Consider the following 13,292-nt stretch of genomic DNA (forward strand, 5'->3'; position numbering starts at 1 on the left):
GTCACCGCCAAACCTAGTAAAATCCACAAAACTCTCAAGACGATAACAAAAAAAATACCCCTCAAAAGCCCCGGCTCAAAAAAGGGGAAAACACCAAAACAGACAAATCTGTCGCGGTGAAAAAGATCAAAACCGTGCGACACCGGAACATGATCTCATGGCTTAAATAAGCCCATAAGGGCAAAAGCCCAAAAAAGCGTCGCGGGATGGAGCAGCCAGGTAGCTCGTCAGGCTCATAACCTGAAGGTCGTAGGTTCAAATCCTACTCCCGCAACCAATAATAGCATAATATATCATGTTGTTGATGTTAAAGATGCCAAACCGGCCGCATCGGGGGCTGTTTGCGTTTTAGCGCTAATCTCTTATTGCATAGGTTCAAGTTTGGAAAGCCCCGCTTCAACACGAGGACCACTTCAAAGCCTGCGACGAGGGGGAAGACCTGTAGCGTGTAAGCGTCGCATATGGGGCAAAAATAGCACGACATCCCGTCGAGCATTAAAACCTCAATGATACTGAATAGTTGTATATTGATGATCAAAACATAACCTATCCAAGACACAGGCTGTCATTTGGCACTAAGCGATTTCAAACGATCCCAAATATGAGCCGCCACATCATTGCGGGTGCCCGACCGCAGGCGGACGGCATGAATTTGTGAGATAACTTGATAAAGCTCAGAGGCAACAGGGATGAGTTTTCCGGCGCTCACCCAGTGTTCGGCATAGTGGTTTGGAATAAGGCCCACATGCGTGCCAGCAAGCGTCAGGTAAGCTGTCGATTCGACGTTGCCTTGTGAAACTTCTGCGTTTTCCTCCAGAAGATGGATTTCGAGATGTTCGTCGATAGGGTTATTCAAGAAGCTATGGGCTGAAATTTTGCTGTCTTTCAGCCGGGCCTCTTGCGTCTTGGTGTCCATGGATTGACCGCATGGATGCTCTGGTGAGCAATATAACCCGCTTTTCTCGTCATAGAGATGCAGGCGAGATGCCATAGGTTTTTGCGACATCACGGGGTAAAAGGCGACCAGAGTTCATGAGCTGGCCAATCTCGTTTTAAACTTCTTAGGCCACAGGCGGCGGCCGTCTTTGCCGACGGGAATTGAAAAGCCGTAAGCATGAAAGATTTTTTCGATTTTCTGATCACTTAGGAGACCACTTAACGTTTGAGAGTTCATAATGCCTGTATCCTTTTAGGAGCAGCATAGGATTTCTCAAATGATGTGTTCAGGGGGCAAATGAGGGGGTAGATGCAACGCTTACTACTAAACAGCTTATCGGAATAAAAAAAGGGCGCGAGACCGTTTTTTCGAACTTGCGACCATCCCGGCAGCTTCGTGGTATAACTGATGGCGCGCCCCAAAATGGACTTAATCGAAATCTCACTAGGAATGTCCGAATGAGTGACGAGATCAAGTAGGGGAGTTTTTTCGAGGAAGGTTTTGAGGCTTTCGTCACCGGGATCACCAATTATCACATCGTTGGCGTCTATGAAGCGATCAATCGGCTTGGAATTATTCATACCTGAAACGCGTGAAGCAAGATCGAAGACCGAGGCATGTTTCTGTTACATGCCTCGGTCTTCGTGTTTCAAGCGCGGGACTGAAAAAAAGCGCAGGTTATGTTGGCAAAATTATGCGAATTCAGACATCTCTACGACACGTTTTTCGGCGATCGAGCGTTGGGCGGCCAGACCCATCTGCACAGCCCGTTTGCCATCCTCCAATGTCACATCTGGGGATTCCCGGTTTCCTCTGACCAGATCCAAGAAACCTTGGTGTTGGTAAAAGGTAGATCCATTGTGATCCCCAGCGTCTAGGATCCTTGGGTCAACTGGGATCTCTCTTAAGTGCGGCCCTTTTGGAGAACGCGGGCTCACAATAACCTGTGGAATTGGAGGGGCTCCTAAATGTTCTGGCCAGAACCGGCCGGGCCCCGGAACAAGAGCTTCTATCTTTCCGTCTGGGCCAACGGCTGAGATTTCTTCTTGGTAGCGAGAACCTTCGGCAAACATGCAGAGTTCAAGCATTGCACGTGTGCCATTGTTGAAATCAACGATCACATATCCATTGTCGAGAATATCGGGTGTCTGGCCTTCATAGCGTTCCTCCAAATGATTTGCATCCATCGCACCGGATGCCATTATGCGCACTGGCTCTGCCTTTAGCGCAAAACGCATGAGATCAAAGAAGTGGCAGCACTTTTCGACAAAGGTACCGCCTGTGTAGAGATTGAAGCGATTCCAGTCTCCGACTTTTTCAAGAAAGGGGAAACGATGTTCGCGAATTGTGAGCATCTTGATGCCACCGGTTGCTGCCTCCGCATCCGATAGCAAGGTCGCAACAGGGGGCATGTAGCGGTATTCCATGGCGACCCAAACGGGCGCCGGGTAGTGGGCCTGGAAATGATTGAGGCGTTGAATGTCATCCGGATCTGTAAACAGAGGTTTTTCGACCAGAACGGGCAGGGGACGTTTCTCTGCCAGAAGCTCTAGCTGTTCCATATGACAATGGTTGGGGCTAACAATCACCAGGCAATCGAGATTTTCAACCTCGAGTAGGGCGTCAATGCTGTCCATCATCTGGGCCTTTGGCGCAAAGCTTTGAGCAATGCGCGCCATGTCCGCGTCGGGCTCGTAAATCGCAGCGATTGAGGTTTCTGAAAGCAGGGCGATGTTTCGCAGGTGCTCCTGTCCCATCATGCCACAGCCGATGATGCCATATGAAATGTGACGAACCATCTGTGTTCCTTAGATTAGGCGTTGTATGTAGCGCACCTGATTTGTGTCAAACCAGGTGCGAGAATATTCAACCGCAGCGGGGCTTTGTGCCCAACTGAGGCGTTCGATGAATCCTGTAAGTGTGCCACTGCTCGGGCCAAACGACTGCGGAGCCCACTCAGGGACCGTGTCGATTGAAACACTGTCTTCTGCGCGGCTGATCCAAAAGCCAAGCTGTGCGCGATAATATTGATAAAGCGAGTCTACGAGGCTGCCTTCGGAAATACGTCCAGCTGCACCATCCAGCCAGATCTCTTCGACAGCGATGGGCGTGTCATCGAGATAGCGAAGACGCCGAATGCGCGTCGCCATGTCAGACGCACCAAAAGCAGGCAGGTCCGCCGGTTTTTCACAAAACGTGACCGATAGGGCATCTGCGCTCGGCAGTCCGCCACCTTTTATAAGCTCAAGACGAAACATCGAATAGACGCTATCAACGCGTTGGCTGTGGCGGACGTAATTTCCTGAGCCCTGAATGCGTTCTAGCAGGCCTTTGTGCTCCAGCTCAGTCAGTGATTTGCGCAATGTACGCACTGTGGTGCCATGCTGCTTGGCCATCTCTCGTTCTGGTGGCAGTCGTTCGCCATCGACCAAGCGACCGGCCGCGATCTCACGGATCAGCGTTTCACTGATCTGCACATACAGTGGCAAGGAGGTTGGGCTATTCCGGCGGTTTGTCATTTGCTTAGGCGATTCAGAAAAAATTGATACACCATTGATCTACATTAACGGGCGCGCTACGCAAGGGAAAGTTTACGTTGATCTATCGGAGGAATCACTCGTGACAGTCGTGCCTATTACCTCACCGGACCTAGATGCAGTCGAGGTCTCTTGGTTTGCGGCTCTATGTTCTGATGATTATCAGTTTCTTGGGGTTCCAGATGGTGATTTGCGTTCGTCTTGGGCGCATTGTTCAAATATCGTGAAAGAGGCTGAGGCGCAGGGGTTTCGCAATATCCTGTGCCCTTCGTCTTATCAGGTTGGACAGGACACGTTGTCGTTTGTCGCGGGTTGTGCACCAATCACGGAAAAAATCAACATGTTGGCGGCGGTGCGCTGCGGTGAAATGCAGCCGATCATGCTTGCGCGTACTCTTGCAACGCTGGATCACATGCTGGAAGGGCGGTTGACGGTGAATATCATCTCCTCTGATTTTCCAGGGGAAAAGGCAGACAGCAACTACCGCTATCAGCGTTCACGTGAGGTAGTCGAGATCCTGAAGCAAGCCTGGACCCAGGATGAGATCACCTACAAGGGCGAGGTCTATGATTTTGAAGGGCTCACGACAGACCCTGTGCGTCCCTATCAGGAAGGTGGCCCGCTTTTGTATTTTGGCGGCTATTCTCCGGCGGCTTTAGAGCTGTGTGGTCAGCACTGTGATGTCTATCTGATGTGGCCCGAGCCTAAGGAACAGCTGGCCGAACGTATGAAGGCGGTGAATACGGTTGCCGAAAAATATAATAGAACATTGGATTACGGCCTGCGTGTTCATTGCATCGTACGGGACACCGAAGCAGAAGCGCGTGAATACGCGGACTACATCGCGTCGAAGCTGGATGATGAATATGGTCAACTGATCCGGGAGCGTGCACTTGATTCTGGATCGCTTGGGGTTTCGCATCAAGCACGGGCGCGTGAGCTTGCGGATAAATTTGGCTATGTGGAGCCGAACCTTTGGACAGGCGTTGGTCGGGCGCGCTCTGGTTGCGGCGCCGCCTTGGTTGGTTCAACTGATCAAGTTATGAGCAAATTGGAAGAGTATCAAAAAATGGGGATGCGCGCCTTTATTCTTTCAGGCTATCCCCATCTGGAAGAAGCAAAACACTTTGGGGCACGGGTTATGCCAAATCTGAAAACCTGTTCGTTGCCTGAGGCCTATGGCCGGGTTCCGGCCAGCACCCCAAAGACCCCACTGGGTGTAGGAGAACGCCGCTAATGCAACGTATTGCACTGAATTCTGATCTGTCTTTTAGCCGCCTTGTCTATGGCATGTGGCGTATTGGTGACGTCGAGGACACATCTCCTGCGGCTGTTGAGGCGAAAATTCAGGCCTGTCTGGAGCAAGGTATCACCACCTTTGATCAGGCCGATATTTATGGTGCCTACACCGCCGAGGCAATTTTAGGTGGCGCGCTTAAGGCCAATCCAAGTCTGCGCAAGGAAATGGAGATCGTCACCAAATGTGATATCGTCGCGCCCATCGGCTGCTATTCTGACAAGCCGGTTAAATATTATGATACATCCCGTGCCCATATTGAAAAATCAGTGGATCGCTCTTTGTCAGAGATGGGGATCGAACAGATTGATCTGTTGTTGGTCCATCGTCCCGATCCTTTGATGGATCATAACGAGACGGGGGCTGCACTGGATGATCTTGTGGCGTCGGGTAAAGTGCGCACTGTTGGAGTGTCGAATTTTCGTCCGTGGGATTGGAACCTGCTTCAATCTGCAATGAAAAACCAACTGGTCACAAATCAGATCGAAATCTCTTTGTCTGAGATTTCTCCGTTCACAAATGGTGATATCGCTTTCCATCAGCAGCATGATCAGGCCATGATGGCATGGTCTCCATTAGGAGGCGGTAGCTTGATGACGGGTGATGGTGCGGTTGCCACGGCGTTGGACAAGGTGGCCAATGCACAAGGGGTAGATCGTGCTGCGGTGGCTGTCGCATTCTTATTGCGCCACCCGTCCAAAATCCTGCCGGTTCTTGGGACAAATAATTTGGATCGCATTGCAAAGATTTCGGATGCGTTGAAAGTCGAGCTGGATCGTGAGAGCTGGTTCACATTGTATGAAGCTGCACTGGGCAACGAGGTGCCATGAACGATATGACTCCCACAGCGCCGACACGTTTTGTACCGGGTGAAGATAACACACGACTGTTGCGAGATGCTTTTGGGCGGTTCGCAACAGGTGTGACTGTTGTGACGACGGATAGTCCAGATGGCGTTGTCGCAATCACGGCCAATAGTTTTTCATCTGTGTCGCTGAACCCGCCGTTGGTAATGTGGGCCCCCGACAAGGCCTCCCGTCGTTTTCCGTATTTTGAGAAAGCGGAACATTATGCCGTTCATGTGCTTGCAGCTGAGCAAAAGGACCTGTGTTGGAGTGTGGCTAAGGATCTAAGCTGTCTGCGTGAAATGGATCTCAACCGGAATGCCGAAGCTGTCCCCGTGCTGGAAGGCTGTCTCGCACGGTTTGAATGCCGCCAGTCTGCTGTCTATGAGGGCGGAGATCATATCATCGTCCTTGGCGAGGTATTACGGGCCGAGATGCGGGAAGAGGGTGACGCGTTGGCGTTTTTTAAAGGGCAGATGGGATCTTTTTCCGCGTCTTAAGCACGCCAGAAATCATGTATTGTTTCCGCATCAATGCGGGAACTTTCTGTATTCAGCGAACGCAAATTTGAGATGTGGATATCTTTGCGGTTTTGGATGGCTGAAAACGCTTGACACCTCAACACCTTCCTATATACGCGCCCCACTATTGGTGTTGGTGGCCTCCGCAAGGAGATGCCTGTCATGCCTGCCTTTGGCAGAGCAAGAGGACAACGCCCTTCGATACCACCTTCGGGTGGTGAATTTTTTTGAAGGAGATCAGCCGTGACTAAACGTACAGCTGCCAAGTATAAAATTGACCGCCGCATGGGCGAAAACATCTGGGGCCGTCCTAAGTCTCCAGTGAACCGTCGTGAATATGGCCCCGGCCAGCACGGTCAGCGCCGCAAGGGCAAATTGTCTGACTTTGGTATCCAGCTGCGTGCCAAGCAGAAGCTAAAAGGTTACTACGGTGACCTGACCGAAAAGCAATTCCGCCGCATCTACGGTGAAGCTGAGCGTGTAAAAGGCGATACCGGTGAAAACCTGATCGGCCTGCTGGAGCGCCGCCTGGACGCTGTTGTGTATCGCGCGAAATTCGTTGCAACTGTTTTTGCTGCACGTCAATTCGTGAACCACGGCCATGTTCTGGTTAACGGCAAGAAGGTGAACATTCCTTCTTACCGTGTTAAAGAAGGCGACGTGATCGAAGTGCGTGACAAGTCCAAGCAACTGGCGGTTCTGCTGGAAGCGACACAGCTGGCTGAGCGCGATGTACCTGACTACATCGAAGCAGATCACAACAAAATGACTGCGACATTTGTTCGTGCGCCAGGCCTGTCTGATGTGCCTTACCCTGTTATCATGGAACCAAATCTGGTTGTTGAATTCTACGCGAAGAACTAATCTTCGCCGCAATATTAGAATTTGTGAAAGGGCTGTCCTACGGGCGGCCCTTTTTCGTTTTTGTATCGCAAAGCCTGTGCAATATTCAAAATAAGGTCGTGAAACGGCCTGAATAAAATATAAAACAGGGAGCGTATCGAATGACAGGGTTTATTCGAACAACATTAATCTCGTTGCTGATGATGGCTGGCACAGCAACCATTGCAGCACCGTTGAAGCTGCAACCGGCTGATCCGCAACCCACGGGGCTCGCGCCGGGGCTGGCGGTGAAATATGCGTATCCAAGTGATGTAAAATCGCTGAGCAAAGCGGTTTCTGCTCTAAAGCGGGCAAAACCGGGGCCGGATCTGGTGGGGCTTGATTACCGCGAGACCGAAATTGGGGAAAAAACACTAACCTCAGATCGGGCAGAACAGGTTGCAGCTGAGATCACTGGCTTTGTCAAAATCGACAAGCCAGGCACCCACGTGATCGACTTTCTGGTAAACGATGGAATGCGCGCAACACTTGGTGGACAGATTGTTGGTGAATTTGATGGCCGCCAACCCTGTGAAGAGACGTTTGCGGTAGAAGTTGATGTACCCAAAGCGGGATGGTATCCGCTGCATTTGGTTTATTTCCAGCGCACCCGGACAGCCTGTTTGCACATGCGCATGGGGGCTGCCGGAAAGCGGGTCAACTGGATGCCTGATACGGCCTTTGGCCATTAAGGTAAGATTACAAGGGCAGCGGACGTGCTTCTGCAATGGTTTCCATTGCAAAATAAGACGTCACGCTGTCCAGCTCTACTCCAGCGATTAGGCGTTGATACACTCGATCGTATCGCGCCATGTCTTCGGTGACGACTTTCAGCTGATAGTCGTAATCACCACCGATGCGGTGAAAATCGACAACTTCTGGAATGGTCAGGACATGACGGCGGAACTGCATCAGCCAGTCCGCGGAATGATGACGTGTCCGCAGCATGACAAAGACAACAAGATCAAGGCCTAGCTTTTGGCGGGCAATGCGCGCGGTGCTGCCTTTAAGGATTCCCTTTTCATTCAAGGCCTTCAAACGTCGCCAGCAGGCGTTTTGCGAAAGGCCGACCTGTTCAGCAAGATCGCGCTGCGACAGGGATGCATCCAGTTGTAAGGCTTTCAAAATTTCACGATCTAAATGATCTACATTTTTGTCCATATAAATATCATATGACACATGAATACAAAAAAATATAAAAAAATAGGTGAGATTAGCTGAAGCTGTTTCGTTCATTATTGAGGGGGGCAGTAAGAGGATCACACCTATGGATTTCACAGATTTCAAAGCAATATGTGAACAAGATGCGCGGTCAGGCGCTCTGGCGCAGGGGGTGATTGGGGAAGGTACAAAAATTCCTGGGCTTTTTGGGGATGTGCCGCTCATTTATGCGGATTACGTCGCCTCTGGACGGGCGCTGCGACAAGTGGAAAGCTTTGTGGCTGAACATGTCCTGCCATTTTATGCAAATTCACATACTGAGGCTTCGTATTGTGGGGGCCGTATGACCCAGATGCGACGTGCTGCCCGCAGCGAAATTGCGCGTATCTGTGGTGCGATGCCAAAAGATAAGGTGATTTTTGCGGGATCAGGGGCAACGGCGGGGATCAATCGGCTTGTCTCTCTCTTGGGGGTCAACACGGCTCAACGCCCGGTGGTTTTTATCGGGCCTTATGAGCATCATTCCAATATTTTGCCATGGCGTGAGAGCAAGGCTAAGGTTGTAGAGATCCCCGAAGCTAAAGAAGGGGGCGTAGATGTAAGCGCGCTCAAGCAGGCGTTGTGGGATCATCAGGATTGTGATCTTAAGATTGGTAGTTTTTCGGCAGCGTCCAACGTGACTGGTATCCTAACAGATCCAGAAAATGTGTCGAAGATCTTGCGCGCGCACGATGCGCGGGTGATTTGGGATTATGCGGGCGGTGGGCCTTACCTTCCCATTGATATGGGCGCACATGGCGCTATCCGCAAAGACGCTGTGGTGGTCTCACCTCATAAATTTCCGGGCGGCCCTGGTGCCTCTGGTGTGTTGATTGTAAACCCTGACATTGTGGCGCGTCACACGCCATCGTTGCCGGGTGGTGGCACCGTGAAATTTGTTTCTCCCTGGCGACATGATTACAGCGACGATCTGGTAGCGCGCGAAGAAGCCGGAACGCCTAATGTTTTGGGTGATATTCGTGCCGCGCTTGCGTTTTTGGTCAAAGAAGCTGTGGGGCAAGAGGTGATCGAGACGAGGGAGCATGTATATTATGAAAAAGCACGCGCCGTTTTTCAGGCGTGTTCTCAGCTTGAGCTGCTTGGGCATCCAACCACCGAGCGCTTGCCCATTCTGTCATTTCGCGTGCATGGGAATTCTGGCCAACCGGTGCACCAGCAGCTTTTCACCCGCATGTTGAGCGATGTGTACGGGATACAAGCCCGTGGCGGATGTGCCTGCGCTGGCCCTTATGCACATCGACTGCTGGATATTGATGCAAGACAATCTGATGCGTTGATCTCAGCCCTGTCCGATGGAAAGGAATTGGAAAAGCCGGGCTGGGTTCGGCTGAACCTGTCGTATATGATGTCTGAAGCCACTGTTGACTATATCCTGAACAGCGTCGTTGCACTTGCAAAACAGGCCGAAAAACTGGCGGAACACTACGTTGTGGATGCCTCTACAGCACGTTTTCGCGTAGCTGCAGAGTAGCAGGAGGCAAAAAAACCGAGTGGAGAAGCAGCTTGTCTGATCTTGCGGCTTTTCCATTGTTCGATGCGGCTGTATGACTGGGCTGATTAAAGGAGCCCGATGCTATGACGCAGATCACACCGCAGCCTGGAATTATGGATATTGCCCTTTATCAGGCGGGGAAATCTCATGTGGCGGGACAGACGCGTGTGCTCAAACTGAGTGCAAATGAAAACCCGTTTGGCCCCAGTCCAAAGGCGATTGCGGTTGCGCAATCTGCGGCGCCTGATTTGCATCGTTATCCTTCTACAGATCATAGCGAATTGCGCGCAGCAATTGGTGAAATTCACAATCTGGACCCTGATCGTATCATCTGCGGTGTCGGCAGTGATGAGGTTTTGCAATTTGTTGTGCAGTGTTACACAGGCCCTGGAGATGAGGTGATCTACACCGAGCATGGGTTTTCCATGTATCCCATTCTGGCGCGCCAAGCAGGGGCGACGCCCGTTTGCGTGCCAGAAACGAACCGTGTTGTCGATGTTGATCTGATCCTCAATGCGGTGACGGAACGCACGCGCCTGGTGTTTTTGACCAACCCTGGCAATCCCACCGGGACGTTGCTGCCCGCGGATGAGGTGGCGCGCTTGGCCGAGCAGTTGCCGGATCACATCTTGCTGGTTATTGATGGCGCTTATGCAGAGTTCGTGCGGCCAGAGGCGCGTTTTGATGCGGGTGTTAACCTTGTAGATACACGCGCGAATGTGATCATGACCCGTACCTTTTCAAAGGTTTATGGTCTTGGAGGGTTACGGGTCGGCTGGGGCTATGCACCTCGCGCGATTATTGACGTACTGAACCGGGTACGCCAACCTTTCAACCTGTCAAATCTTTCACTTGCGACAGCAGAAGCGGCGTTGCGTGATCGTGATTATCTCGACATGTGTCGCCGTGAGAACGCAAAATGGCGAGATTGGCTGGCAGGAGAGCTTGCCGCTTTGGGGGTTCCTTCCGATCAGAGCCACACCAATTTTATTCTTGCACGTTTTGCGGACCAGAACGAGGCCGAAGCCTGCGATGCTCTTTTGCAGACACGCGGGATCATTGTGCGCAAAGTGGCGGGATACGGTCTCCCAGAGGGGTTGCGGATCACGATTGGTGACGAAGAAGGGTGCCGTGCCCTTGCCGCGGCGATCAGAGCGTTCAAAGAAGGCGCGCGCGCATGAGCGCCCCAGTATATGATCGTATTGCCCTGATTGGTTTGGGATTGATCGCCTCATCGATGTATTGGGCGATCAAACGCGCAGGCCTCGCGCAAGAGGTGACTGGGTTTGCCAAGAGCGCAGAAAGCCGTGCGACCGCGCGTCGGATTGGTCTTTGTGATCGTGTCTGTGAGAGCGCTGCTGAAGCTGTTGAAGGCGCAGATCTCGTGGTGCTGTGCGTGCCCGTTGGTGCTATGGGACGCGTTGCGGCTGAAATCGCGCCGCACTTAAAGGTTGGCGCTACTGTTTCTGATGTGGGATCTGTCAAGCGCAGCGTTGTTGAACAGGTCGGTCCGCATCTGCCCGAAGGTGTCCATTTCGTCCCGGCCCATCCCATTGCAGGAACTGAACATTCAGGACCAGAATCCGGTTTTGCGACATTGTTTGACAATCGCTGGTGCTTGCTGGTGCCGGTTGAAGGTACAGACCCAGAAGCGGTGCAGTGCTTGCGCACGCTTTGGGAGGGGATGGGTGCAAAAGTGGATGAGATGACAGCCGATCACCATGATCTTGTTTTGGCTGTTACGTCGCATGCCCCACATTTGATCGCCTATACGATGGTTGGGGTTGCGGATGATTTGCAACGGGTCACAGATGGCGAGGTGATCAACTACTCGGCTGCAGGATTTCGTGACTTTACGCGGATTGCCGCATCCGATCCCACCATGTGGCGCGATGTGTTCTTGACCAATAAAGAAGCCACGCTGGAAATTCTGGGCCGTTTCACTGAAGAGCTTTTTGCGCTGCAGCGTGCAATCCGAACCGGAGATGGTGATCATCTGCATGAGTACTTCACCCGAACACGCGCCATTCGTCGGGGGATTATTGATGCAGGTCAGGACACGGCGGCGCCGAACTTTGGTCGGGAAACTACGCAATGAAGGGCCTTCGATCTGTTGCACTGATTGCCGGTCTAACCCTGTTGTCGAGTGTGGCTTGGGCCGATCAAGGCGAGACAACTCACGATACGCGCTCAGCGGCTTTGTCGGTGTCTTCGGCGGCATCGTTTTCAGAGATCAGGCAAAGCGATCTTGTTGAAAAAGTCTTGTTCAAAAGACGGAAACTGCGGAAAGAGGCGATTTGTGGCGATCTCGACATTCAGGGCGAAGAGGTGGGGGCCGTCGCGGGCAAATTACGCGGATGTGGAGCACAAAATGCAGTGCGCGTGCGTTCGGTGGCGGGCGTAACCCTAAGCCAACCTTCAATTATGACATGCGAGACTGCATCAGCCCTATCGCAGTGGGTGCAAAAGGGGGTGCAACCCGCATTTCGCAAACGCGTGGTCGGTTTACGCGTCGCGGCCCATTATTCTTGTCGGACCCGAAACAATCGGCCCGGAGCTAAGATTTCTGAGCATGGTCGCGCCAAGGCAATCGATATCTCGGGTTTTGAGTTGAAAAATGGGGATTTGGTGACGGTGCTTCAAGGGTGGAAGGCGCGCGGCACGCGTAAGCAGCTGCAAAAAGTCTGGAAAGCCGCCTGTGGTCCTTTTGGTACGGTGCTGGGGCCAAAAGCGGATAGGTATCATCAGGATCATTTCCATCTTGATACCGCGCGCCATCGTGGCGGGGCATATTGCCGATAAGGGGGATCTCCCGCGCCTGAAGGGGGCTTTGCCCCTTTCCAGCCTTGGGCGCAGCATCGCGCAGATGCGCGCTGCGGTTTCGTATCAGGTCATATGATGTCTGCGATGGCAGGCGGAGCGTGAAAGTGAACACCCTCCATGCGTGTTGTTTCACTATGATCATCGGCTTATAGACAAAAAAAATCAAAGGAAGTGCATGATGACGATGTGGGTGTTTGGCTATGGATCTTTATTGTGGAACCCTGGGTTTCCCGTTGCACGCCGCGAGGTTGCGACTTTAGACGGCTATGCGCGCTCGTTTTGCATGCGCTCTATTCATCATCGTGGAACCGAAGAGACGCCCGGGCTGGTGCTCGCCTTGGATGCGGTGGAAGGTGTTCAGTGCAAAGGGCTCGCATTGGCAGTTGAAGCGGGCCACGAGGCGCAGACGCTTGCGGAGTTGCGTGAACGTGAGTTGATTTCATCTGCCTATCTTGAACGCAACTTGGCGGTCACTTTGGAAAATGGTGAGAGTGTCACTGCCGTAACCTATGTCATCGATCCAGATCATGACCAATATTGTGCGCTTTCTCTGGAAGAGCAGGCGGGCATCATTGCTACAGCTGTTGGCGGGCGTGGTCCGAACACGGAATATCTATACAATACGGCAAGCCATTTGTCAGAGATCGGCTTGGACGATCAAGATCTCGACTGGTTGGCAACACGTGTTCGCGCAATCACCGCATAAACCCTTGGCTCTTTTGATGCATTCCTTATAG

At 52.2% G+C, this 13,292-nt stretch carries 15 protein-coding genes and 1 tRNA gene; 11 read left to right on the top strand and 5 right to left on the bottom strand.

Annotated elements, in window-relative coordinates; all coding sequences use genetic code 11:
* Nucleotides 1–200: 200 nt before the first annotated feature.
* Nucleotides 201–277 (top strand) — tRNA-Met (locus BLP79_RS02430).
* Between the two features lie 288 nt (nucleotides 278–565).
* Here the strand turns inward: BLP79_RS02430 and BLP79_RS02435 are convergent.
* The 4 genes from BLP79_RS02435 to BLP79_RS02450 form a co-directional block, all read right to left on the bottom strand.
* Nucleotides 566–1,006 carry a LysR substrate-binding domain-containing protein gene (locus tag BLP79_RS02435; protein ID WP_090215754.1) on the bottom strand — a complete coding sequence of 147 codons (441 nt, stop codon included), beginning with the start codon at nucleotides 1,004–1,006 and terminating at the stop codon, nucleotides 566–568.
* A gap of 164 nt (nucleotides 1,007–1,170) precedes the next feature.
* A complete protein-coding gene (locus BLP79_RS19795) occupies nucleotides 1,171–1,518 on the bottom strand; it encodes a hypothetical protein (protein WP_090215758.1) in 348 nt (115 codons plus the stop codon).
* Nucleotides 1,519–1,629: 111 nt separating this feature from the next.
* Nucleotides 1,630–2,736, bottom strand: coding sequence for a Gfo/Idh/MocA family protein (locus tag BLP79_RS02445; protein WP_090215761.1), 1,107 nt, complete (start codon nucleotides 2,734–2,736; stop codon nucleotides 1,630–1,632).
* 9 nt (nucleotides 2,737–2,745) lie between these two features.
* Entirely contained in the window at nucleotides 2,746–3,456 is a 711-nt protein-coding gene (locus BLP79_RS02450; protein WP_090215763.1) for a GntR family transcriptional regulator, read from the bottom strand.
* A gap of 100 nt (nucleotides 3,457–3,556) precedes the next feature.
* On the opposite strand from BLP79_RS02450, the gene BLP79_RS02455 reads away from it, so the two are divergent.
* From BLP79_RS02455 to BLP79_RS02475, 5 genes are all read left to right on the top strand, one after another.
* Nucleotides 3,557–4,711: an LLM class flavin-dependent oxidoreductase gene (locus BLP79_RS02455; RefSeq protein ID WP_090215766.1), complete on the top strand. Its 1,155-nt coding sequence runs from the start codon at nucleotides 3,557–3,559 to the stop codon at nucleotides 4,709–4,711.
* On the top strand, nucleotides 4,711–5,601 hold the full coding sequence (locus BLP79_RS02460; protein WP_090215769.1) for an aldo/keto reductase: 891 nt from the start codon (nucleotides 4,711–4,713) through the stop codon (nucleotides 5,599–5,601). The genes BLP79_RS02455 and BLP79_RS02460 overlap by 1 nt, the downstream gene beginning before the upstream one ends.
* Nucleotides 5,598–6,116: a flavin reductase family protein gene (locus BLP79_RS02465; RefSeq protein ID WP_408607931.1), complete on the top strand. Its 519-nt coding sequence runs from the start codon at nucleotides 5,598–5,600 to the stop codon at nucleotides 6,114–6,116. The genes BLP79_RS02460 and BLP79_RS02465 overlap by 4 nt, the downstream gene beginning before the upstream one ends.
* A gap of 264 nt (nucleotides 6,117–6,380) precedes the next feature.
* Nucleotides 6,381–7,001 carry a 30S ribosomal protein S4 gene (rpsD, locus tag BLP79_RS02470; RefSeq protein WP_090215771.1) on the top strand — a complete coding sequence of 207 codons (621 nt, stop codon included), beginning with the start codon at nucleotides 6,381–6,383 and terminating at the stop codon, nucleotides 6,999–7,001.
* Nucleotides 7,002–7,141: 140 nt separating this feature from the next.
* Complete coding sequence (locus tag BLP79_RS02475) at nucleotides 7,142–7,711, top strand: PA14 domain-containing protein (RefSeq protein ID WP_090215774.1); 570 nt, start codon at nucleotides 7,142–7,144, stop codon at nucleotides 7,709–7,711.
* Between the two features lie 7 nt (nucleotides 7,712–7,718).
* On the opposite strand, the gene BLP79_RS02480 is transcribed toward BLP79_RS02475, so the two are convergent.
* The gene (locus BLP79_RS02480) at nucleotides 7,719–8,180 is read right to left on the bottom strand and encodes an Lrp/AsnC family transcriptional regulator (RefSeq protein ID WP_090216890.1); all 462 of its coding nucleotides are present in this window, start codon (nucleotides 8,178–8,180) and stop codon (nucleotides 7,719–7,721) included.
* Nucleotides 8,181–8,286: 106 nt separating this feature from the next.
* Between BLP79_RS02480 and BLP79_RS02485 the strand changes: the two genes are divergently transcribed.
* The 5 genes from BLP79_RS02485 to BLP79_RS02505 all read left to right on the top strand — a co-directional run bounded on the left by BLP79_RS02485 (nucleotide 8,287) and on the right by BLP79_RS02505 (nucleotide 13,261).
* Nucleotides 8,287–9,711, top strand: a complete 1,425-nt coding sequence (locus tag BLP79_RS02485) for an aminotransferase class V-fold PLP-dependent enzyme (RefSeq protein WP_090215778.1) — start codon at nucleotides 8,287–8,289, stop codon at nucleotides 9,709–9,711.
* A gap of 104 nt (nucleotides 9,712–9,815) precedes the next feature.
* Entirely contained in the window at nucleotides 9,816–10,913 is a 1,098-nt protein-coding gene (gene hisC / locus BLP79_RS02490) for a histidinol-phosphate transaminase (protein WP_090215782.1), read from the top strand.
* Complete coding sequence (locus BLP79_RS02495; protein ID WP_090215785.1) at nucleotides 10,910–11,830, top strand: prephenate/arogenate dehydrogenase family protein; 921 nt, start codon at nucleotides 10,910–10,912, stop codon at nucleotides 11,828–11,830. The genes hisC and BLP79_RS02495 overlap by 4 nt, the downstream gene beginning before the upstream one ends.
* Nucleotides 11,827–12,534: an extensin-like domain-containing protein gene (locus tag BLP79_RS02500; protein WP_090215788.1), complete on the top strand. Its 708-nt coding sequence runs from the start codon at nucleotides 11,827–11,829 to the stop codon at nucleotides 12,532–12,534. The genes BLP79_RS02495 and BLP79_RS02500 overlap by 4 nt, the downstream gene beginning before the upstream one ends.
* Nucleotides 12,535–12,733: 199 nt before the next feature.
* Nucleotides 12,734–13,261 carry a gamma-glutamylcyclotransferase gene (locus tag BLP79_RS02505; RefSeq protein WP_090216892.1) on the top strand — a complete coding sequence of 176 codons (528 nt, stop codon included), beginning with the start codon at nucleotides 12,734–12,736 and terminating at the stop codon, nucleotides 13,259–13,261.
* Nucleotides 13,262–13,292: the final 31 nt, after the last annotated feature.

It is taken from the genome of Epibacterium ulvae (assembly GCF_900102795.1).
In the GTDB taxonomy this organism is placed as follows: Bacteria; Pseudomonadota; Alphaproteobacteria; order Rhodobacterales; family Rhodobacteraceae; genus Epibacterium; species Epibacterium ulvae.

Coding starts and splice junctions, on each gene's coding strand:
- BLP79_RS02435 (WP_090215754.1), bottom strand. CDS start 1,006: ATGTCGCAAAAACCTATGGCATCTCGCCTGCATCTCTATGACGAGAAA.
- BLP79_RS19795 (WP_090215758.1), bottom strand. CDS start 1,518: ATGAATAATTCCAAGCCGATTGATCGCTTCATAGACGCCAACGATGTG.
- BLP79_RS02445 (WP_090215761.1), bottom strand. CDS start 2,736: ATGGTTCGTCACATTTCATATGGCATCATCGGCTGTGGCATGATGGGA.
- BLP79_RS02450 (WP_090215763.1), bottom strand. CDS start 3,456: ATGACAAACCGCCGGAATAGCCCAACCTCCTTGCCACTGTATGTGCAG.
- BLP79_RS02460 (WP_090215769.1), top strand. CDS start 4,711: ATGCAACGTATTGCACTGAATTCTGATCTGTCTTTTAGCCGCCTTGTC.
- BLP79_RS02465 (WP_408607931.1), top strand. CDS start 5,598: ATGAACGATATGACTCCCACAGCGCCGACACGTTTTGTACCGGGTGAA.
- BLP79_RS02475 (WP_090215774.1), top strand. CDS start 7,142: ATGACAGGGTTTATTCGAACAACATTAATCTCGTTGCTGATGATGGCT.
- BLP79_RS02480 (WP_090216890.1), bottom strand. CDS start 8,180: ATGGACAAAAATGTAGATCATTTAGATCGTGAAATTTTGAAAGCCTTA.
- BLP79_RS02485 (WP_090215778.1), top strand. CDS start 8,287: ATGGATTTCACAGATTTCAAAGCAATATGTGAACAAGATGCGCGGTCA.
- hisC (WP_090215782.1), top strand. CDS start 9,816: ATGACGCAGATCACACCGCAGCCTGGAATTATGGATATTGCCCTTTAT.
- BLP79_RS02495 (WP_090215785.1), top strand. CDS start 10,910: ATGAGCGCCCCAGTATATGATCGTATTGCCCTGATTGGTTTGGGATTG.
- BLP79_RS02500 (WP_090215788.1), top strand. CDS start 11,827: ATGAAGGGCCTTCGATCTGTTGCACTGATTGCCGGTCTAACCCTGTTG.
- BLP79_RS02505 (WP_090216892.1), top strand. CDS start 12,734: ATGACGATGTGGGTGTTTGGCTATGGATCTTTATTGTGGAACCCTGGG.